At 36.4% G+C, this 22,261-nt stretch carries 25 protein-coding genes; 23 read left to right on the top strand and 2 right to left on the bottom strand.

Going from position 1 to position 22,261, the window contains the following annotated elements; translation table 11 throughout:
• Positions 1-24: 24 nt before the first annotated feature.
• A complete protein-coding gene (locus P0Y49_13800; GenBank protein ID WEK17873.1) occupies positions 25-1,368 on the top strand; it encodes a RagB/SusD family nutrient uptake outer membrane protein in 1,344 nt (447 codons plus the stop codon).
• A gap of 55 nt (positions 1,369-1,423) precedes the next feature.
• On the opposite strand, the gene P0Y49_13795 is transcribed toward P0Y49_13800, so the two are convergent.
• Both P0Y49_13795 and P0Y49_13790 read right to left on the bottom strand, forming a co-directional pair.
• The gene (locus P0Y49_13795; GenBank protein ID WEK17872.1) at positions 1,424-1,798 is read right to left on the bottom strand and encodes a hypothetical protein; all 375 of its coding nucleotides are present in this window, start codon (positions 1,796-1,798) and stop codon (positions 1,424-1,426) included.
• Positions 1,799-2,063: 265 nt separating this feature from the next.
• Positions 2,064-2,645, bottom strand: a complete 582-nt coding sequence (locus P0Y49_13790) for a hypothetical protein (GenBank protein WEK17871.1) — start codon at positions 2,643-2,645, stop codon at positions 2,064-2,066.
• Between the two features lie 408 nt (positions 2,646-3,053).
• Here P0Y49_13790 and P0Y49_13785 point away from each other — a divergent pair, with 408 nt between their 5' ends.
• From P0Y49_13785 to P0Y49_13680, 22 genes are all read left to right on the top strand, one after another.
• Entirely contained in the window at positions 3,054-4,319 is a 1,266-nt protein-coding gene (locus P0Y49_13785; GenBank protein WEK17870.1) for a hypothetical protein, read from the top strand.
• Between the two features lie 182 nt (positions 4,320-4,501).
• Entirely contained in the window at positions 4,502-5,377 is an 876-nt protein-coding gene (locus P0Y49_13780; protein WEK17869.1) for an RteC domain-containing protein, read from the top strand.
• Positions 5,378-5,500: 123 nt separating this feature from the next.
• Positions 5,501-6,019 carry a hypothetical protein gene (locus P0Y49_13775; protein WEK17868.1) on the top strand — a complete coding sequence of 173 codons (519 nt, stop codon included), beginning with the start codon at positions 5,501-5,503 and terminating at the stop codon, positions 6,017-6,019.
• A 44-nt stretch (positions 6,020-6,063) separates the two neighbouring features.
• Positions 6,064-6,414 (top strand): DUF4134 domain-containing protein, encoded by a 351-nt coding sequence (locus P0Y49_13770; protein WEK17867.1) that lies wholly within the window; start codon positions 6,064-6,066, stop codon positions 6,412-6,414.
• A gap of 2 nt (positions 6,415-6,416) precedes the next feature.
• Positions 6,417-6,737, top strand: coding sequence for a DUF4133 domain-containing protein (locus P0Y49_13765; GenBank protein WEK17866.1), 321 nt, complete (start codon positions 6,417-6,419; stop codon positions 6,735-6,737).
• 2 nt (positions 6,738-6,739) lie between these two features.
• Positions 6,740-9,208: a TraG family conjugative transposon ATPase gene (locus P0Y49_13760; protein WEK17865.1), complete on the top strand. Its 2,469-nt coding sequence runs from the start codon at positions 6,740-6,742 to the stop codon at positions 9,206-9,208.
• A 72-nt stretch (positions 9,209-9,280) separates the two neighbouring features.
• A complete protein-coding gene (locus tag P0Y49_13755; protein WEK17864.1) occupies positions 9,281-9,964 on the top strand; it encodes a conjugal transfer protein TraI in 684 nt (227 codons plus the stop codon).
• A complete protein-coding gene (locus P0Y49_13750) occupies positions 9,948-10,601 on the top strand; it encodes a hypothetical protein (protein WEK17863.1) in 654 nt (217 codons plus the stop codon). The genes P0Y49_13755 and P0Y49_13750 overlap by 17 nt, the downstream gene beginning before the upstream one ends.
• Positions 10,588-11,223, top strand: a complete 636-nt coding sequence (locus P0Y49_13745) for a TerB family tellurite resistance protein (GenBank protein ID WEK17862.1) — start codon at positions 10,588-10,590, stop codon at positions 11,221-11,223. The genes P0Y49_13750 and P0Y49_13745 overlap by 14 nt, the downstream gene beginning before the upstream one ends.
• Before the next feature lie 11 nt (positions 11,224-11,234).
• Positions 11,235-12,425: a conjugative transposon protein TraJ gene (gene traJ / locus P0Y49_13740; protein ID WEK17861.1), complete on the top strand. Its 1,191-nt coding sequence runs from the start codon at positions 11,235-11,237 to the stop codon at positions 12,423-12,425.
• 17 nt (positions 12,426-12,442) lie between these two features.
• Positions 12,443-13,060, top strand: a complete 618-nt coding sequence (traK, locus tag P0Y49_13735; GenBank protein WEK17860.1) for a conjugative transposon protein TraK — start codon at positions 12,443-12,445, stop codon at positions 13,058-13,060.
• A gap of 247 nt (positions 13,061-13,307) precedes the next feature.
• Positions 13,308-14,369 (top strand): conjugative transposon protein TraM, encoded by a 1,062-nt coding sequence (traM, locus tag P0Y49_13730; protein ID WEK17859.1) that lies wholly within the window; start codon positions 13,308-13,310, stop codon positions 14,367-14,369.
• Position 14,370: 1 nt separating this feature from the next.
• The gene (locus P0Y49_13725; GenBank protein WEK17858.1) at positions 14,371-15,414 is read left to right on the top strand and encodes a hypothetical protein; all 1,044 of its coding nucleotides are present in this window, start codon (positions 14,371-14,373) and stop codon (positions 15,412-15,414) included.
• 30 nt (positions 15,415-15,444) lie between these two features.
• Complete coding sequence (locus P0Y49_13720; protein WEK17857.1) at positions 15,445-16,440, top strand: hypothetical protein; 996 nt, start codon at positions 15,445-15,447, stop codon at positions 16,438-16,440.
• 61 nt (positions 16,441-16,501) lie between these two features.
• A complete protein-coding gene (locus P0Y49_13715; GenBank protein ID WEK17856.1) occupies positions 16,502-16,678 on the top strand; it encodes a histone H1 in 177 nt (58 codons plus the stop codon).
• Positions 16,679-17,209: 531 nt separating this feature from the next.
• The gene (locus tag P0Y49_13710; GenBank protein ID WEK17855.1) at positions 17,210-17,806 is read left to right on the top strand and encodes a hypothetical protein; all 597 of its coding nucleotides are present in this window, start codon (positions 17,210-17,212) and stop codon (positions 17,804-17,806) included.
• Between the two features lie 47 nt (positions 17,807-17,853).
• Positions 17,854-18,036: a hypothetical protein gene (locus P0Y49_13705; GenBank protein WEK17854.1), complete on the top strand. Its 183-nt coding sequence runs from the start codon at positions 17,854-17,856 to the stop codon at positions 18,034-18,036.
• A 4-nt stretch (positions 18,037-18,040) separates the two neighbouring features.
• Positions 18,041-19,132 (top strand): DUF932 domain-containing protein, encoded by a 1,092-nt coding sequence (locus tag P0Y49_13700; GenBank protein WEK17853.1) that lies wholly within the window; start codon positions 18,041-18,043, stop codon positions 19,130-19,132.
• A gap of 69 nt (positions 19,133-19,201) precedes the next feature.
• On the top strand, positions 19,202-19,411 hold the full coding sequence (locus tag P0Y49_13695; protein WEK17852.1) for a hypothetical protein: 210 nt from the start codon (positions 19,202-19,204) through the stop codon (positions 19,409-19,411).
• Between the two features lie 14 nt (positions 19,412-19,425).
• A complete protein-coding gene (locus P0Y49_13690) occupies positions 19,426-19,800 on the top strand; it encodes a hypothetical protein (protein ID WEK17851.1) in 375 nt (124 codons plus the stop codon).
• A gap of 376 nt (positions 19,801-20,176) precedes the next feature.
• Positions 20,177-20,767 (top strand): RNA polymerase sigma-70 factor, encoded by a 591-nt coding sequence (locus tag P0Y49_13685; protein ID WEK17850.1) that lies wholly within the window; start codon positions 20,177-20,179, stop codon positions 20,765-20,767.
• An 87-nt stretch (positions 20,768-20,854) separates the two neighbouring features.
• Complete coding sequence (locus P0Y49_13680; GenBank protein ID WEK17849.1) at positions 20,855-22,132, top strand: FecR domain-containing protein; 1,278 nt, start codon at positions 20,855-20,857, stop codon at positions 22,130-22,132.
• Positions 22,133-22,261 lie beyond the last annotated feature (129 nt).

Raw genomic sequence — 22,261 nt, 5'->3', positions numbered from 1 at the left:
AAAATATTAAACAAAAACATAAATATGATACTTATCATATTTATGTTAATCAGTACAGTAGGCTGCAAAAAATTTCTTGATGAAAAACCAAATCAACAACTTGTTGTACCATCTACAATAAAGGATCTGCAATCTTTATTAGACGATCAAGCTTTAATGAACCAAAAGGAGCCTAATGCAAGCATTGTGGCTGCTGATAACTATAGTGTCAGAACAGCTAATTGGATTTCTGTTGACGAATTACAAAGAAATATGTATGTCTGGTCAAAGGAAAATCAATTTGTAGCAGGAGGTAATAATGCTTGGGTTGTCCTGTATTCTCAGATTTACAAAGCGAATATTGTTTTGGATAACATTAAAGGTGTTAACCGGAATTTGGGTAACCAAGTCGAATGGGATAACGTAAAAGGTCAGGCATTATTTATTAGGGCAAAGTGCTTTTTACAAGGTGCTTTTATATGGACACCTGTTTATAACGAGATGACAAATGACAACGATTTAGGTTTACCATTAAGATTAGACCCGAATTTTAATGTACCCTCTCAAAGAGCAAGTGTAAAACAAACCTATTTTCAGGTATTGGAAGACCTTAAACAAGCCACGTCCTTACTTCCAGTTACTCCAATCCACGTTATAAGACCATCCAAACCTGCCGCTTTTGGGTTGTTGGCGAGGACTTATCTAGCTATGGGAAAGCCGGATAGTTGTTTGAAATATGCGAATCTATGTTTGCAACTTAAAAATAAACTTATGGATTATAACGGAGGTGAAGGAATTAATGTTTTGGCTGAATACCCTTTTATGAGATTTAATCCTGAAGTGATATATGACAGCTATATGGGACAGCCAACTATTTTGTATTATGGAAACATTGATAAAGAACTTTATGACTCTTATTCAGATAATGATCTTAGAAAAAAAATGTACCATAGGAGCAGCGGGGCAATCGACTATTTTAAAGGATCATATTCTGGTACATTCAACCTTTTCAATGGTGTTGCTACCGATGAAGTTTATTTAATGCGTGCTGAATGTTTCGCTCGGTTAAACGATAAGGAATCAGCGTTAACTGATTTGAATACATTAATATCTAAGAGATGGAAAGTGGGACAAACTTATGTGCCATTTACTACTTCAACTGCTGAAGAAGCATTAATCCTTGTGCTAAACGAGAGAAGGAAAGAACTTGTTTTCCGGGGGCTTCGATGGATGGATATAAAGAGATTAAACAAACTAGGGGCTAACATTACATTAAAGCGATCCATAAATGGTCAGGACTACTCTTTGCCCCCGAATGATCTAGGGTACGCTATGCCTATACCAGAAGATATAATTTTAATTTCAGGCATGAAGCCTAATCCACGATAATATTTAGGATAAGGGAAATCACTTAGAAAGGTTTCCCTTATCTTTCTAATATCACTTATAATTTCTCATAAGCAATATTTGCCGGAGTTTCAACAAAAGCTTTTACGTCATTTGTTGACAAGGATTGAAAATACTGATCGAGTTTGTCAACCATTGTGCCCGAGCCTGTTAAGTTGGAATCATCAATTTGAAGAACGCAAATGTGACCTTCTCCCGGACAATCGCTCGGTGAAGTCGTATAAGTCCAATTGGCAGGGTTTCTATAAGCAATTTCGGTGTAGGTTGTACCTGAATATTCAAAATAAACAGTAGTTCCTTTCTGATTAATTTTGTGATTGCCTTTTTCACTTGTAAAGGCAAATAATCCAATAACCGCCATTAAGACGATTGATGCGAGAGCACTTAGCCACGCTTTTTTTTGTGTTTTCATAAAACTTTGGGTTTTGTTTAATAATATATAAGGTTAGGGGAGATGATCTAGGCCATCATTCTGATTAAGCTGGTTCGTAACCTGCTTTTAACTTTAATACTCTTTGTCACAGCACTCCTTTCTTTTAGGGTTATCAACTAATACGATTACTGAAATTAAAGTTCGTCTGTTTTCTAAGAATTACATCGGACATTTGAGGTGAAAAAATCGGACAAAAGTCCAGTCCAAACAGGACACATAGTTGAATTAGTGATAGTTTATCAGGTTATTTACCTCTTAAACGGCTTAGAGTTTTCACACTAATGCGGTGGAATTGGGCTATATGTTGAATTTCTGCCAGATTATAAATATTCGGATGAGCCAATTCGAGATGTTTAACCCTATGTTTGGCTGAATGTCTATAGTATTCTTCAAGTTCATGCCTTTTTCTCTCATAGTGACTTCTGATACTTTCTGACAATAATTCGACTTCGGGAAACTCATTTTTCATGGATAGAAATTCTGAAAACGGAATACCAACAAATAAAGTGTCTTCTAATAACTTAATGTAACTTGGGGATGGTTCCTTACTAAATAGCCCAGGAGTTGTATATGGAAAATCCTTTTCAAACCAAAAGTTTGAGGCCGTTTCCTCAAGCGTGATTGGATTAACCGATAGTTCCATAGCTGAACCCTTATAAATAAATAAACCGACTTCCTGTATCTGCTTATAATTTAAAACTCTACATCCCTTTTTATACCCAATTTCAAATAGATGGTCTGGCAGTTTAAGTTTGAAACCAGTTGTCATGTTAGGATTGTACTTTTCCAGTTCTTCTATCAGTAATTTATAAGCGTTGTTTTTCATAGCGTACATAGATTTAATAACCAAAGGGAAACTTATCCCAGTCATTGGGACACTAGGAGATTCGCCTTTTTGGTTTTTACGATTTTCCTCGTCACTTACCGGAAAACTGTAAAGAATTTAATTTATTCAATTAAGTTAAAAAAATATTACAATTCGCAATTAACAATTTAAAACTGAACTATCTGCATGACATTGTTTTAACTAAATAAAGTAACTCTTAAGTGAAATCGTCCTCTATGTCGCATTAACGGGTGATTTTGGGTGACAAAAATAAATTGGAAATTATCTCATATTTTGGTGATATTTACTATTAATTAAACGCAATTCTCAGGCTCTCGGCTCAATATAAACTTCATTCTGAAGTTAATAAGCTTAGGTATTGCATTGTTTTACCTTAAAGAAACTGCTTTGATAGGAGAATTTAGTCATTTGAACGCTTTTTTATTGTTATCGACAGAGCTAACAAAAAGTTGTTGCCGGGATAGGAAATATCCAGAAGGAGAAATAGCCTTAAGATTGGTATGGGATGAATTTTTGGTTGATATTGATAAACGAATTACTGAACAAGATGCACACAGTAAACTTGCGGTTTTTATTAAAATTGCCCAAAATAACCTTGTTGACTTTTTGGATCATCTTTATAACCTTAATGCTAAGTGCAGCCCGTGCACTGAAAGATGCCGTTTAGAAATTAAGGACTTTATTGCTGAAATTGCTACCGAAGTAGCACACATTTTGGAATCTTTTAGTACAAGGTTTTCAGAATATTTTGATATTAATGGCTTACTTCCACTTTGGATTGTTTACAAAAATAAAAAAGCAAGTGCGTTCCAAAATCGTATTATTCATAACCTTGAACTTAGAAAAGTCGATCCAGAGTTAATACATATCCTTAATGAATATTTAAGTTGTCTTCATACACCCGGAGATTTCAAAATGAAAAATTGGAGACAGTATTTTTATTTGGAAAGTCTTTCAGATGATCTGATTTATTTTACTGAATTATCCGCTTCCGAAGACGATACGCTCAAATTGATTAAAATACTCATTGGGTATAATTTCAATCCACTTCCTTTTTACGAATATATGCTAGAATTTTCTGCTAAGCTGATCAGTTCCGACATGCCATATGAGGAACAAGAAATGGAACTGCTGGTTTTATTAAAAACGATTGAAAATATACGCCCGGAAAGGAAAATGGGGTATATATTAGATGCTCCGGAAATTTTGGAGTCAGTTTCCAGCTTTATTACTCGTGAATTGGGGATTGTAGCTAAAATGAAGAGCGTCTTAATGCCTTATCCTGTAAACGGGGCTAATGGCCGAAATTCCAATTATTACTTTGAAGTTACGACAACAATCGAGGAATTATTTTTTTTAATAAGGGTCATGTTAGAGGTGCGGTTTATAAAAACAAAATTTAAATCGAATCTTTATAGCTTTGTCGCTAGACACATAAGAACGGATCGTACTAAGAATCCGTCTACTCAATATATGAGAAATGTATTTGGGACTAATAAAGAAGTTCCTGTAAGAATTGTAAGGAAGATACGTGCTTGGCTAATGAGTATGATTAATTATATAGATACTAACTTTGGTGGGCAAACAAAATTGTGGTTTCTTGCCATCCTTAACTATTCCTTTATTTTCAGGGTAGTTTTTAAATATGAATAAGGTAAATTTTTTTGAAATCTAAAAAATGCCTTGTTAAAACTGTAAGGTAAATTCTATCTTCTAGGTACTTTTGGCTCGGTTTACGGTCTTATATGACACTTTGGTAATGTCATATATGTCACTATACGGTGTAATCAATTAATTACAATTTGGTTGATATGTAAAACGAAAATCAAATTATTATGATTAAAGATTTAGCGGAACAGCTCTTCACAGAAGAGCGAATGGCAATTGATGAAATTGATAACTCGTCAAATCAGAGCATGACAGGTCAGCGTAAAGCAAAGGTCGAAACTACTTCGAGTTATTTAACACAACTTAAGGAAAGAGTACTTGATTATTCTTTTGCTTCAAAAGAAGAAGAAATTGGTTTTTTTAAGTTAACAAAACCAAAGTTCAGTAGCCTTTTAATTTTTTACAGCAATATCGAACGGATTGAACTTGATAAACCTGAAGGTGGGCTTTCTCATTTAAAAGGTTATTACGAGAATGAATTGAAGACTATTAAAAGGTTTTTTGAGGCAAACAGGCAAATTTACTCCTATTATCGTTCGGAAGCGGATTATTTGGACAACAAGCTATTTCTACGAGGGGTTTTAGATCCGCCAAGATGGTTATGTAAAATACGTGTTGATCAAGATGAAAGATTCTCTACTGCGGGTGATTATATGTTTGCTCGTATCATGGCTACTCAACAAATTGCCCGCTATCTTGAAAATTCCATTACTGGTTTAGACTTTCATCCCTTTACAGAAAATGACATTGAGACAAATTGGACAGGCGAAAGTATAAACCTTTTGGAAGTTGCTTATGGTGTTTATTGTACCTCGCAAGTTAATCATGGTAAAATTGGAATTGCTGAGCTTGTCCGGAAATTTGAAAAAGTATTCAATATAAATATGGGTAGACCGTATAGACGGTTTTTAGAGATCAAACAGCGCAAACGGCTAAGTCGCACTAAATACATCGAAGATATGGCAAAATCAATCAATAAAAAAATTGATGATGAAGATGCTTTTAATCCAAATGATATTAAAAACCCTGTTCAAAATGGGTAAGGTGTAAAATTCTCATTCAGTTTATTTGTAGCCACTACCCATTAGGTTGTCAATGAAAAATTCGTGGCTAACCAAACTTTGCTTTACCCGCTGCAATGGGGCATCGGGTTAAAGCAAATTAATATGTTACAACAATTCACCTGGCAGCAATTCCTTGTTGCAACCTTAATCCTCACACTGATCTGGTACTTCTCGGTAATGTTACTTTTTTACCGGAAGGAACTAAAAGCCTTTTTAAATGGCAAAAAATTGAAAGATGAAAATGATGCCCCCCTTCCACATCGATGGGATAAAAAAGTTGATGAATTACAACCAGCGCCCGAAGAAAATTTGATGGGTAAATCAAAGTTACCTGATGGGGTTTCTATTGTAGAGATGGAGGACATTCAATTTGCAAATGAAGATAATAAGGTGCAGTTACTTGGTTTGGTATCGGATGTGATTGAAGAGATCAAAACCATTTTTAATATTCTGGTCAACGAAGACGGCACTAAACAAGATTTTTTTAAACTCATTGAAGCTGTGAAAGAAAGCTATTCGGGTATCATAACCAGTCAGCATATCCCTCAAATCAATGAATTTATTATTGCCAATGCTTCATTTCACATAACACGTGAGGAATTGGATAATCTCTGGTTTTGATCCTTCCCTAATCATTTTCATTTTATCATTTAAAAATTGACTCCATGCAAAATCAATTCATTAATTCAAAAAAACAAAATTTTGCCAAATGCTTACTGGTTCTTTTTGCTCTTTTTACATCCAATATCTTAACCATTATTACTGCTTATGCTCAATCTGGGAACGGAAATGCGGGGATTCGAAAAGCGGCAGATGAGGTTGCCGGTTATTTTGATACTGGTTGCACCCTGATGTATGCCATTGGTGCGGTAATGGGCATCATAGGCGCTGTAAAAGTTTTCAATAAGTGGAATGCCGGAGAGCCAGACACTTCCAAAGTTGCTTCAGCTTGGTTTGGCTCTTGTATATTTCTGGTGATCGTTGCTACAGTTCTAAAATCCTTTTTCGGGGTCTGATTATGGCAAGCGTTTATCAAATTAACAAAGGCGTAAGTAAGCCCATTATGTTTAAGGGACTGAAAGCGCAATACATCGCTTATTTGGCGATTGGGTTAGTATTACTCTTACTAGGTTTTGCTATCGGTTATGTTCTTGGAATTAGCTTGTTTCTGCTCATGCCTATTATCGTGGTTGTCGGAACCGCATTGTTTTACAGTGTCTTCCGGTTAAGTCATCGATTCGGGGAACATGGGTTAATGAAATTTCTTGCTAAACGCAGTATTCCAGATCATATTAAATTCCGTTCAAGACGGCTATTCACTCAATTAAAACAGCACTAATCATGGTAGAAGCAGCCAATATTTTTCCGATTTATAAAATCGAACACAATTGCATTCTTTCTATGGCAGGAGACATTACAATTGTTTACAGAGCAGTATTGCCGGAGATTTTCACACTCTCGGAGCGAGATTACGAAACATATCATCAAGCATGGATCAGGGCGATCAAATTACTTCCACAGGACAGTGTTTTTCATAAACAGGATTGGTTTATTGAAGCTAACCATAAGCCGGATTTTGAAAAGCATGGAGGTAGCTTTTTATCTCTATCCAGCGAGAAGTTCTTTAATGAAAGACCTCATTTAGATCATGAATGTTTTATCTATCTCACCAAAAAGCCATCCGGCAGAAAGATTTCCTCTTCAACATATAGTAATATTTGTAGGAAAACGATTGTTCCTACCCAAACTATTGACCCGCTATTGTATAAGGAATTTGCAGATGCAAGCGGCCAGTTTGAACGGGTTCTGCAAGATAGCGGGTTCTGTAAGTTAGACAGGCTTAATGATGACGAGCTTGCCGGGACTGCGAATAAGGCAGGAATCATAGAACGTTATTGCTTTTTATTGGGTAAACAGCAGATGCCGATAATCAGAGATATTCATGTGAAGGACGAAATTCGGGTTGGTGAAAAACAAATTGAGTTGTATACTTTATCCGATACGGATGATCTGCCAGCACTATGTGGCAGCCGAATCAATTATGATAAATACAGCACAGATCGAACAAAGTTCAGTATTGGGTTTGCAAGTCCTCTAGGTGCTTTATTAAGCTGTAACCATATCCTTAACCAATATGTTTTTATCGATGATGCACAAAAGACGCTCAAAAGATTAGAAGCTAAAAAACTTCGTTTACACTCTCTTTCTTCGTATTCCCGTGAAAATGCTATCAATCGCGATGCAACAAATGACTTCTTAAATGAAGCCATTGCTTCAGGGCGGTCACCTGTTAAATCACATTTCAATGTTTTAGTGTGGTCGGAAGATCAGGCAAAAGCTAAGGACTTAAAAAATTTGGTTAGCTCCGCAATGGCACAAATGGATGCAGTAGCAAAAATTGAGACGGATGGTAAAGCTCAAATCTGGTTTTCTGGCATTCCCGGAAATGAGGCGGATTTTCCAATGAATGATACATTTGACACCTTTATTGAACAATCTACCTGCTTTTTTAACTTAGAGACTAATTACCGTTCATCAATTAGTCAGTACGGTATTCGTTTCGGTGATCGTTTGACAGGGAGTCCAATAAATGTGGACATTAGTAATGAACCTTACGATCTTGGATGGATCAATAACAGGTCGAAATTTTGTATTGGTGGTAGTGGCTCTGGCAAAAGTTTCCTGTTAAATCATATGCTCAGAACTTATTATGAGCAGGGTTCCCATGTGGTCGTGATGGATATTGGACACAGTTACAAAGGACTTTGTGAGTTAGTTGGAGGTTTTTATTTTACCTATACAGAAGAAAATCCAATCAAATTTAATCCGTTTTATTTATCCGAGGGGGACACTTGGGATACCGAAAAAAGGGAAAGCATTAAAACCTTGATTTTGGCGCTTTGGAAAAAAGATGATGAGCCTTACCGAAGATCAGAATATGTTGCGATCTCCAATGCATTGACCCTTTACTTTAGTCACCTGGACAATAATCCTGATATATTTCCTTGTTTCAATTCATTCTACGATTTTTTGCTGTCAGAATATATGCTTGTGCTTGAGAATGGCAAAGTGAAGGAAAAAGATTTTGACATCGGAAATTTTCTATATGTACTGAATCCTTATTATAAAGGTGGTGAATTTGACTATTTACTGAACGCAACCGAAAATCTGGATATGCTGCATGAACGCTTCATCATCTTTGAGTTGGACAATTTAAAAGATCATCCTATCCTTTTTCCAGTGACCGTAATGGTGATAATGGAATTGGTGATTTCCAAAATGCGCAAGCTTAAAGGTCTTCGTAAAATAATGCTAATCGAGGAATGTTGGAAAGCAATTGTTAAACCCGGAACCGCTGAATATATCCGCTATTTGTTCAAAACCATGCGTAAATTTTATGGGGAACCAATTGTAGCCACACAGGAAATTGAGGATGTGATCAGCTCACCAATTGTTAAAAACGCTATCATCAACAATTCTGATTGTAAGATACTATTAGACCAGAGTAAGTATGAAAACAAGTTCGAAATTATTCAAGAACTATTGGGCTTAACTGATAAAGAAAAAGCTCAGGTACTTTCCCTGAACAAGGCGAATGATCCGAACAGAAAGTATAAGGAAGTCTTCATTTCATTAGGTAATGGGCACTCAAAAGTGTACCGTACCGAAGTTTCCACTGAAGAATATCTGGCCTACAGTACTGAAGAAAGAGAGAAAGTTCAAGTTCAGGAATATGCCCGAAGGTATGGAAGCATACAAAAAGGAATAGCTGTGCTTGCACAGGAAATCAGACACGGTAAGAAGCTTTGAAGATTGCGATCAACTTACCTGGCATCATAATATTTCACACTAATTATTAAACCCATGAAAATTATATCATATATGAAAAAGTACATGGTCATTCTACCTTTAAGTGCCATAACCTTAATGGTCGGACTTCCCAAAAATGCAAATGCGCAAATCGCTGTTATGGAAGTTATCAAAGCAGGAGTTAAGAAAGTAATTAAAGCAGTAGACTTAAAAATTCAACGTCTACAGAACGAAACTATTTGGTTGCAAAATGCGCAAAAAGTGCTTGAAAACCAACTCTCTAAGTTAAAATTAACTGAAATCGCTGATTGGACTGACAAACAGAAAAACCTTTACAGTCAATATTACGATGAACTCTGGAAAATTAAATCTGCCATAGCTTATTATAAGCGCATTAAAGATTTAACTGAAAAACAAATGGCAATTGTCAATGAATACAAATGGGCTTGGAATTTATTTAAACAGGATAAGCACTTTAACATTGAAGAACTGGACTACATGGAAAAGGTTTATACGGGCATTCTTGAAGAAAGCATTAATAATCTTGACCAAATCTTACTTGTCCTTAGTTCATTTAAAACCCAAATGACCGATGCAGAGAGGTTGATCATCATTAACAAGGCTGCCGATCAAATGGACGCTAATTATACCAGCCTCAAAAAGTTCAATACCCAAAACATATCAACGAGTATTCAACGTGCCAATTCTCTAGACGAAACGGCCAGATTAAAAGAAATTTATGGAATCGAAAAATAATATCAGAAAAATTGCTGTTTTGATTTGCTTGTTATTGGCATTCACAACACAGCTTAGCCAGGCACAAACATTCTCCGAATTTTTCAAACAGGAAAAAACGCAGAAGAAATATCTGCTTCAGCAAATAGCTGCATTGGAGGTGTATATCGGCTATGCGAAAAAAGGCTATGATATAGCCAATTCTGGCTTGCGAACAATTAAGGACATTACTAATGGCGAATTTGGTCTGCATAGCGCCTTTATTAATTCCTTGAAAGCTGTTAACCCGGTTATTCGCAATAATGTAAAAGTTGCGGAGATCATAGAATGCCAGATCAGAATCAGCAAAGCATTTGGCGCTGTTCAATACAGCGATGCACTATCAATTAAAAATCGGCTGTATGTGCAAAATGTACAGGAAAATGTAATGGATGAATGCGAAAGTGACTTAGAGGAATTGCTATTGGTCATTACATCCGGGCGGTTAGAAATGAGTGACAAGGAAAGGCTGAGAAGGTTGAATAGGATAAATGAATCAATGGTAAATAAGTTCAGCTTTACCATTGATTTTATGGGGCAGGTTATGATGCTGATCCGGCAAACTGAAAAAGAACAAGAGTTTATTTATCAATTAAAAAAATATTATGAAATCGATTAGGTTAATAATTCCTGCGCTGTGCTTAGTGCTAATGGTATTTTCAGGTAACCAAAGTAAAGCACAGTCAACCGAGGTACAGCAGCTTTTACTGAATGTAGAAAAGCTAAGCCAGCTAAAGAACATTTTAAAGGATATGAAAAAGGGCTATACGATTATTTCCGGTGGGTATAATGCCATCAAGGATATTTCACAAGGTAATTTTTCTCTGCATTCGGTGTTTTTAGACGGGCTAATGATAGTTAGCCCCGAAGTGAAGAAGTATCGAAAAGTCGTTGATATCATAACTTACCAAAAGCGTATTATTTCGGAATACGAATCAGCCTTCAAACAGTTTAAAGCGACCAATAATTTCAATGCTTTGGAAATTGATTATTTGGGTAGAGTATATAAGAACCTCTTTAATCAAAGCATTGATAACCTTGACCAGCTTGTCATGATCATCACATCATCCAAACTTAGAATGAATGATGAAGAACGGTTACAGGCGATTGATCGAATCTTTGAAGACACTGAGGACAAGCTTGTATTTCTTAGAAGTTTCAACAGTCAGGCGCTTGGTCTTTCCTTTCAACGTGAAAAAGAAAGGGCGGATCTTAGACAAACCCTAAGCTTATTCCCTTAATCCCAAACATTATGAAAGTGAAAAATAAAGTCTCAATATGCTTTTTTGCTATTGCATTGCTGTTAACTCCCTTTACTTCAATGGCACAGGGATTAAGTGAGCAGGTTAGCGGATTACAGGCAGTGTTAGATAAAGTCTATAATGAAATGATCCCATTATGTTCTGATTTAATTTCAGTTGCCAGAGGAATCGCAGGATTTGGAGCCCTTTGGTATATAGCTAGTCGTGTTTGGGGTAATATCGCTCGTGCGGAACCTATAGATTTCTACCCTTTATTACGCCCATTTGCCCTTGGTATGGCGATTTTGAGTTTTCCAATGGTACTTGGGGTTATGAATGGGGTGCTTAGCCCGACTGTTACTGGAACCTCAGCAATGGTAAAGGACAGTGATGCAACGATCAAAGCCTTATTGAAACGAAAAGAACTTGAACTTAAGAAAACTGATAAATGGAAATACCTTGTCGGTGATGACGGAATGGGTGATCGAAAAGAATGGTATAAATACACACATCCTGAAGACAAAAACGGCACTGACGAAAATTGGGTTGAAGCGATAGGCAATAATATGAGATTCTGGCTTGACAAACAAGATTATAAAATGCGCCATAGCTTTAAACAGTTTATGAGTGAGGTTTTACAAGTGGTTTACTATGCTGCATCGCTTTGCATCAATACGGTAAGAACCTTTTTCTTGATTGTTCTGGCAATATTAGGCCCTCTCGTGCTTGGCTTTGCTGTATTTGATGGCTTACAACATACTTTATCTGTCTGGATTGCCCGATACATCAATATTTATTTGTGGCTGCCCATTGCAAACATCTTTGGCGCAATCTTAGGCAAGATCCAGCAAAGCATGATTAAGCTAGATATTGAACAAGCTCAACAAAATGGTGATACTTTTTTCAGTTCTACAGATTTAGCTTACCTGCTATTTTTGATCATTGGCATCATTGGCTATCGTTGCGTACCGAACGTAGCCAACTATATTATTCATGCCGGGGGTGGAAATTCAATGTTGACGAGGGTGAACTCAATGACAGGAACCACAAGTAGGACAAGCCAAAATATAGCTTCACAAACAGCTAAGGCCGCAGGTGGCATAGTGTCAGATGTTTATGATAATGCCTATCGTAACATTGGTTCCGGTATGGCCGAAGCATCGGGTCAGGATTACTTTAAAGACAAGCTATCAGGTAAATAACCCTTTAAACTTTAGTTATGTTTACACAATTTAAAAACATCGATACTGCTTTTAAGCACATCAAAACGTTTAGTATTTTTCTAATTCTTGCAAATACGATAACAATCTGTTTTGTGCTTTTCTGGAACAACAGAATTGTTGACAAGGCGAGCAATCGGATTTATATTCTATATAATGGTAAAGTACTGGAGGCCATCGCCTCGGATAAAAAATCTAATCTGCCTGTTGAACTCAGGGATCATATCAAAACTTTTCACCAACACTTCTTTACATTAAATCCAGATGATAAGGCAATCAGAGCAACGGTTAACAGGGCATTGTATCTGGCTGATGAATCCGCAAAGAAACAGTATGACAATCTGAAAGAATCAGGATATTACAATAATCTGATTGCTGCGAATATTGTTAAAGAAGTCCAAATGGACAGCATTAAGCTCAATATCGATCATTATCCTTATCACTTTACTTTTTATGGAACTGAAAAAATGGTCAGGTCAACAAGCACACTTTACCGACAGCTCATTACTCAAGGAGTAATCTATAGTCTTCAAACTCAGACTGACAACAATCCACATGGCTTTTTGATCCGAAATTGGGAAATAGTGGAAAATAAAGATTTACCCCCTAAAACTTAAAGCAATGGCCTTATTTAAACAAAGAAAAACGCAAACAAACGATAATACCCTTTCTGACAGAGTTAGCGAAGGTATTACCAAACAAGAGCACAAGCTTGCGGAATATTTGAATAACAAGACAAGTTTATTAAGTACGAAAACGATCCTGTTTGCATTGGTGCTATTCTGCATTGTAATTGGAACTTATTGCCTTCTGCTCATAACCTGTGCATTCAATTAACTCAATTATTTACATAATATTCAAAATATGGAAACGAAAACACGAATTGACAAAAGAAAGGTTTTGTTAATACTCCCTTTACTCATTATACCATTTCTCGGATTAGGATTTAAACTTTTAGGGGGCGGTGCAAATAATACCGAAGCCACTGGACAAAATGTTAAAAATGGCATCAATACTAATTTACCAGATGCAGCTTTTAAAAAAGATCAGCCAAAGGACAAATTGGATTTTTACGATCAGGCCGATAGGGACTCTATGAATAGAAGAGCAAACAGTATTGAAAACGTTGCAAAAAATCTTGGCTTTAATTCACAAATGGAAGAACCTCAAACCAGAGAAATCAACGCAAAATTAGAAGCACTAAATCGGGAAATCAATAAGCCAATTGAGGTTTCCGGCTCACATCAAAGCCCATCACCTCAAAATCAACAAGTTTCTTCAATTAAGCAGGATGTTGACCGATTGGAAGCGCTCATGAAAACGATGCAGGAGAGTAAAACTGAAGACCCTGAAATGCAACAATTAAACGGATTGATGCAAAATATTCTGGATATACAACACCCTGAACGAGTTCAACAAAAATACAAGCAACAGCAAACATTGAGCGCCGACAGTCAGTTTCGAGCTATTCCAGCAACGATTGCCGACAATAAAAAAGTGGTGCAGGGGGCAACTGTTAAATTGATATTGCAGGACAGCATAAAGATAAATGGTGTGGTAATTCCTAAAGGTCATTCCGTTTTTGGTGCCTGTAAAATTGTCAATCAACGTTTATTGCTGGACATAAAACAAATAAGACTAGGTACTTCTATCATCCCTGTAGATTTATCTGTTTATAGCTTAGACGGTATGATCGGCATTGATGCCCCCGAAGCGATGTTGTCCGATGCAGTAAATAGTGGATCAAATCAGGCAATCCGAGACATTGATTTTATGGGAATTGATCAAACTTTAATAACTCAAGTTGCAGGTGCCGGAATTGATGCTGCCAAGAATCTGATGAGCAAGAAACTACGACGGGTTAAAGTCAAAATACAATCTGGGCATTCAATTTTATTACGAAATAACCAATTGAAACAACGTTAGTATGGAAGCTCATGTCAATAGGGCAAAAGTCCTTTGGGAAAATTGGGAAAAGAGAGTTTCTAAAATTCGGGAATTAACCGGAAACCTTGATGATAAGCAGACGCTAAAGTATAAATACAAATTCCTAACAGATGGATTGCATAGGTTGTCAGTTAATCCTTCAGATAAAGAAAAACTTTATACTCATGCCATAAAGGTTGTAACTGCTAAATTAAGGAAAGAACTATACCCAAACCCCATTGTCAGATTTTTACACCGGGTTCAAAATGAATTGGTTAATAGACCTATACACCTGTTCTTACTAAAAGATTGGAAAAAAGAATCGACAAACTACATTCAGGAGCAGTTAAAAAGCGCTGGGCTTAATCATCTGGCAGGTAAAATAGAAAAGGAATTAGATTTTGAACGTGAAAAAATACACCTAAAATCTGTAAGTAATGTTTATGGTAACGATAAGCTGGAAGTAAATGTGCATTTAGCTAAAATTGATGAAAAGGCGTACGCATATAAGGGATATACCGCTACGTTAACTACAGAAAATGGAGAATCAAAATCTGCAACGTTTTTTCCAACTGACAATATTAAAGTCACTGAAGCATTAAACTTATTGCAGGGAAAGCCGATTTATAAGAGCACTCACCATTCAGAACCAAAAATGTGGATGCAATTAGGGCAAGTTCAGAATTTAGAAGAGGGTAAACTTGAACTAAACAAATTTCCCCCTGATTATGATTTTGATCTGAAAAAGATATTGCTTGAGCATTCGATCAAACTAGAGGTCTATGGAATTTCTATTTCAACTGTGCAAAAAGGGATTGAGGAAGGTAAAAGCGTAGCATTTGATGTGCCTGGGAAAGCTAAATTCTACCTTTCGGCTAATCCTTCTGAAAAGACAATCAATTTCTTCAATGCGGAAAAGAAGCCGATCACATTTGCCCATTTAAAAAAAATAATTAAACCCATTAGTAAAGAGCTGAACAAAGACTTGAAACTAATAAAACAGCGAAACATCGAACCTGAAAACCAATTACAGGTTACCCGTTGAACTATTTTTTAATCCTAAAATCTTAACATTATGAACAAGATTAATTTAAACAATTTGTTTGATCTTAAAGAGGATATGAAAGCTCTAGGTGCAAGCGAACAGTCCCTTAACCAATTAGAAGAAAATATCAGGAAAGGATCTGCCAGCTTTGAAATACTGGAAAGTAAGCAAGTATTAAATGGACACATTGATATTCGTTATCCGATAAAAACATCCGACCCGGAAAAAGGGTACTATTTTTCAAACTTCAAGGCACAATTTTATGGTGTTAAACCTTTGGAAGAAGGACATTCTTATTTTCTGATCACCCCAAATGGCGAGGGGAAAAACGACACTAAGAAATTTGACCACCCAATGGAAGCCATTGAGCAGTTTAAAAAGCGGGATCGAGATTGCGAATTAGTGGTTGGAAAAAGTGTTACCAGTAACTCTTTGGTAGCCAAAAGAGAAAAAAATGAAGTAGTTGTTACTAGAGACTATAGGAACGCTTTGTTTGGTAAGCCGACTGAACAAACATTTTATTGTCAGGAGGGAAAGGGATTTACAGTCCAACAGGCAGCGAATTTAGTTCAAGGTCGTTCGGTCTTCCGTGACGATTTAGCAACTAGACAAGGTGAGAAATATCAGGCATGGGTGAATTTAGATACTGAAAAAGGCAAAACAGGCCAAAATTTCCAACTAAAAACATATCGTGATCCCGCTTACGGTTTTGATTTGAAAAATGTACTAAAAGACTACAATATCAAATTCTTGAAAAATGCACCAAATCAACCTCAAAATTTGACGGAATTAGAAACTGCATTGAGAAATGGAGACAAACCTATTATTGGAGCAAGTAATAAGGGCGTTGATATGGAATTACAACTGGAAACAGCAGTTCGCTTCAGAAAAATGAATTTTTTTAAATTAGATGGAACACCTGAAAAACGAGAATTGTTCCTCACTAAAGAAGCACAAGTAACCCTTGCCCAAAATACTAAAGCGAAAGAAAACGACCTGTCAGAAGCCCAAGGACTAACAAGGTAGACGATCCTTAATTATACATACATTTTAAAATAACAGATTTTTAAACTTTAAACATTTAATCATGAAAAAATTCCTTGATTTAAAAACCTTAATCCTAACTAGCGAAAGGGATGCTCGTAAATTTTATGAAAAGGGTAACAAAACTGCCGGAACTAGATTGCGTAAGTCATTATTGATAGCTAGAAATCTTACCCAAAATATTCGCATAGAGGTCAGCAACCGAAAAAACGCAAAATAGCCCTCCCAATCCTACACAAGCCTGAATGTTTCCATTCAGGCTTTTTTTTGCCTCTTTTTTCCTTCCATTCTTTTTTTCTTACCCTAAAGTACCCAAGTGGAATAGCAACAGGCTAATCCTATAGCCTCAATTTCCACTCTCCTTATTAAGTGAAATACGTGCATTAAGTAAATAAAAAGCCCTCTCAGCCTTAATAGGTACAAATGTCCGAACAATCTTTTTTCCGTCAAGGCTAAACCCTTCGGGTTTGCTCAAAAAAAATCTTCCCTGCTCGCTTCGCTCACGAGGTTTTTTTTTTGGCAAAGCCTTGTCTTGCAAAAAAAAGATTGGATTCAGGTCAAGTACGACATTAAGGCGAGGAGGCTCCCGCCGACTATATTTTTAAAACCCATAGTACCATGAACGCAACAAAAGGCAGAAGCCCACCCACCGAATCCAAAGCCTAGCCGAAACAGTGCAGGCCGTTACAATTGCCTTAAACGGACACAATTTAAATTATTCAATTCAATTATCATTTTAAAAAACACAATCATGAAAAATCAAGGTAAAATCACTGGAACTAAAGGACAAGTAAACAACACAGCCGTAACCGCAAAAGATGCAATTCGTTCGGCTATCCCATCAAATGAAAGTGCGTTAACTCCCTCAAAAGCATTTGAGGAAGTAAATGCGGATGGTTTAGCGTTTAACGGACAGCCCTCTGATGTTATAGAAACGGAAGCCCCAATAATTGAATCGGAAAAAGAGATAGAAACTCCCATTGTAGAACCTACAAAAATGGAAATCAAAATGGGGATTGCTGAAAGGATAGCCGAGCAAAAAACTATACTAGACCGTCATATAAAACTAGGGGATGAACTCGCCCGCAAAATTAAACATCGTGAAAATTTAAAAACCATCATTTCTACGCTTGAAGAATTTGAACTCAGTTTAAAAGACGATGTGGACGAAACAGGCGGAAACTATTATCAAGGTTGTTTATTGACCATCAAGGACGATAACGGCAAAACGTTTACCACTAAAAATCCTGCGATTATAAAAGGCGTGGCCGAGCAGGTTAATAGTCTGTGTACTGAAAAATTAGAAGAAGTAGAAACAGGAATTGTAAACCTAATTCCTGCCAGTTAATCACTATGCGCCCCCCGTTTCTGTGGGGGCGCTTAATCCTTAATAACATGAAAAACCACATTCTATACTTAATGGTGCGTGTTGAGGTGAAAAGCAAATTTGAAAGCCTCTGTAAAACAATTTTAGATTTTGAAACATATACCATTTACACTTTTAAAAGTACTGAACAAGTTGAAGTACTGGAGACTGAAATTTTATTCACCGAATCAATTAACCCATTTAATAAATAAAGACATGGCACATAACTTAAATTACAACGAAAAAACAGAAAAATATAGCTTTTTCAGCACTAAAGAAAAAGCATGGCACAATTTAGGCACAATTGTACAAGACTATCCAACTAGCGCCGAGGCCATCAAGTTTGCGGGCTTGGATTATGTTGTTGAAAAGCGCCCCTTATTTACGGTTGATAAATCCAATTTAGATACTTTTAAAGACCCCGATGCGGATGATTATTTTGACGAATTGACTGCGGGTATTTTAGTGCCTAATTATTTCGCCACGCTGCGGACTGATACCGATGATGTGCTGGGCGTAGTCGGTAAAGATTATGAGATAGTACAGAATGTACAAGCATTTGATTTTTTTGACAGTATTGTTGGTGGTGGAGAAGGTATTTTGTATGAAACAGCCGGGGCATTGGGCAAAGGTGAGCGCATATTTATTACCGCTAAACTGCCCGATTATATTCGTGTAGGTCGAAACGATTGCATAGAAAAATATCTTTTCCTTACAACTTCTCACGATGGTTTAGGTTCTATTACCGCTGCATTTACGCCTATTCGCATCGTTTGTAACAACACTTTAAACGCAGCAATGCGCAATAAAACCAACTGTATACGTATTAAACACACTTCCAACGTACAGTACCGATTAAAAATAGCTCATACACTTCTAGGATTAACCAATCAGTTAGCCAATGAATTGGAACAAGTTTATAACAATTGGGCTACAATCAGAATTACAGATAGTAAACTGAAAGAATTAATTCAGGTTGCTATGTCTCCTAATAAAGAAACTACCGAGGCGTTACGCTCTGGTCAGTTAGACGAATTTTCAACTTTGTATAAAAATACCGTTGAGAACGTATTGGAGTATGCAATGTCCAGCCCATCCCAACAGCAGGAAACCACAAAAGGTACTTTGTTTGGTGCATATAATTCAATCACAGGCTACTATCAAAATGTGTGCAATTACAAGGATGATGAAAGTAAACTGAAATCAATTATGTACGGGACAGGCTTAAAACGTGGTCAAAAGGCTTTTGACCTCTGTACCGATTTTGCCAAAAATGGTAATACCATTCTTAGCGAACATGACTATTAAACGGGGGAGCAATTCCTCCTTTAATCTGTATGTACCCAAAAAATCATTTTAACTCTAACCTTTTAAAATATGAATCACTACATCACAGATTTAGACGGTAATCTATTGGAGGTTACCGACTTAAAAGAGGCTATTTTTCAGGTGGCTATGTACTTAACATACCTGTATGATCAGCCGAGCGAAGAACAGGCAATTTTTGCCATTAGGCGGACAAAATATTGGAAAGATATATATACGAAGCTGAATCTATTGAGAATTAAACAATCATTAACCGCATAATAAATAATCTAGATATGAAAACATTAGAGGAATTAACCAATACTGGTAAAGCTAAACTACTATTTGATCTGTTTCCTGAAGAATTGCCGTTATTTTTGGAACACCTTAACAACATTTGTATTGATTTGGAAGAACGGAAGGAAGTTCTTTTAAAAGAATGGGATAACGGGTTTTTATCATTTCATTTTTGGTTAGCCCTATCAAATGAAACATTAGGGATTTTAAAACGACATAAGTTTAATATGATGAAAAGTAGTACCGTTTTTGCCGATCAGCTATTTTTTAGCAATACCTATATGTTTGTGAATGATGGGATAGTAAAGTATGCAGAGCATAAAAATGAAAATAACAAGTTTAAAATAGCTGTTAACTTGCTTTATCATCCATAGTTAAAAATCGTTTTAAATAAGCTAAAAAGCCCACTGTAAGCATTTTAATAGGCTCAGGGGGCTTTTTGGCGGTCGCCTTTAAGTCATTTGTTATGTGATTTTCATTGGAATTAATTATGAGACACTACTGTGAATGAAAAGAACAATAGGACATCTTTAGTTTATCATCGAGAAAGGTGATCTATTTTTTGCACCACAAAGTTAACTTTGTGGTAAAACTTTTCCTTTCTCTTTTTAACGTTTAGGGCGCTTTTGATGAATAAATAACAATTTCTACTTTTTATTGGTAATTAATTAATTTATTGTTGATCTTCACATTGGGGTTGCTTTTATGGGTTGCAAGTTTTTAATTATTTATTAATAAAAAATGGGATACATGAATGCTTATAAAATACATACTGATCAAGAATTAACTACCTTGTTAAAACAGGATAGTCAAGCCGCTTTTAAACAAGTGTTTGATAGCTGGCATAAAAAGCTATTTCATTTTAGTTTACGATACCTGAACAATAGAGAGGAAGCAGAAGAGGCGGTTCATGATACTTTTTTAAATTTTTGGGCTTACAGGCAGAGTCTAGATACGGAATATCCCGTTGAAGCCTTGCTATACACCACTTGTAAGCGACTTTGTTTGAATAGAATGCGAGGAGCATCAAGGTCAAAAGTTGCGCATGATGTGCTCTGGAATAATTATGAAGACATATGTAACAGTACTGAGGAAGCATTAAACCTGGCAGATCTAGAGATCTTTACCGAACGAGCAATACTTAAATTGCCCAAACAACAACAATTAGTTTTCAGGATGAGCAGAGACGAAGGTCTTTCGCAGAAGGTAATTGCAGAAAAGTTGCAAATCTCAAAAGAAACCGTAAAAAAGCACAGCGCAGAAGCTTTAAAGTCGTTACGCATCCATTTTAATAATTATGGTTTACTTTGGTATTTCATGTTATTCATGTATAAAAATTAATTTTTTTCCTGTCGGACTACTCCCTGTTTCATTTCTCAGTGTATATACTATTATAAGCAGTCATACTGACGAAATACAAGAAACAAAATGGAGACATCAAACTATACGTATTTTCAGGGTCTATTACAGCGCTATGCAGATCATCAGATTAGCAAAGAGGAATATGATCAGCTTTTAGCTTATATCCGTGAAAATGGTATAACTGAAGAAATGCATGAAGTGTTGGATAGAGATTGGAATACACTTCCTGATGATTTTCCACTTTCCGCAGAGAAGAGTAATAGGTTATATGCAGGACTTGTTAATCAGTTAGAATTCGCTAAAATATCGGTAACTCCACAAGAGCCGAAAGGTTTGCAATTATGGTGGAAGGTTGCTGTGGCAGCATCAATGTTTTTAGTTATGGGACTAGGGATATGGTTTTATTCATATCAAAACTTATCGGATGATAAACTACATGATAGCCCTGATATTGTTGCAGGTAAAAATACGGCAACGCTAACACTTGCCAATGGCAAAAAGATAACGTTAAGTGATGCGAAAAATGGGGTAGTGGTTGACCTAGACAAATTGAGTTATGATGACGGTACAGCAGTTTTAACCCCTGGTAAGCAGCTCCCAATAAAGGATACTCCTACTGAGCCAACAGGAGATCAGCATATCACATTAGCAACCCCGAAAGGTGGACAATATCAAATTAAACTACCTGATGGTACAAAAGTATGGCTTAACGCTGCTTCGAGTATATCTTATAGTATGGTGCTTATTGAGCGTGGCTCTGTGCGTAAGGTTGCTCTTAGCGGCGAAGCATACTTTGAGGTAGCTAAAGATAAAAAACATCCTTTCATTGTTACCACAGATAAGCAGGAGATAGAGGTGTTGGGCACCCATTTTAATATAAATGCCTATCAGGATGAGGGAGTTATAATGACTACATTATTAGAAGGCTCAGTAAAAGTTAGAACAGTTAATTCCCCTCCTGATTCAGGAGGGGTGCCCAAGGGGCGGGGAGGTAGTGATGTTGAATCCTTTATTATTCTTAAGCCTGGGGAACAGTCAATTGTAAGTGGATATAATCAAATGAAAGTACAAGAAGTAAATATAGCCGATGCAATTGCATGGAAAAATGGTCTGTTTACTTTTAATAATGCTAATATGGAAACTGTGATGCGCCAAATTTCGCGCTGGTACAACGTTGAAGTGGAGTACGAACATGAAAGCATAAGGCGTAAACTATTAGATGGCTCTGTATCACGTTATAGCAATATTGCAGGAACATTGAATGCAATCACGCAAACAGGAGCAGCCAGATTTAAAATAGATTGTCGTAAAATTACTGTAATTAAATATAAAAGCACCCAATAAATTACCCTACACAAACCTAAAAAACACTAAACTAAATGACTAGATTTTTACTACAAGAAGAATAAGAGATCGGAAGATCTTTTGGGGAGATAAAAAAGAAACTGAGTAGTGGTTCGAAGCACTACCCAG

It is taken from the genome of Candidatus Pedobacter colombiensis (assembly GCA_029202485.1).
GTDB classification, from domain to species: Bacteria; Bacteroidota; Bacteroidia; order Sphingobacteriales; family Sphingobacteriaceae; genus Pedobacter; species Pedobacter colombiensis.
This window is presented reverse-complemented; position numbering and strand designations above follow the sequence as displayed.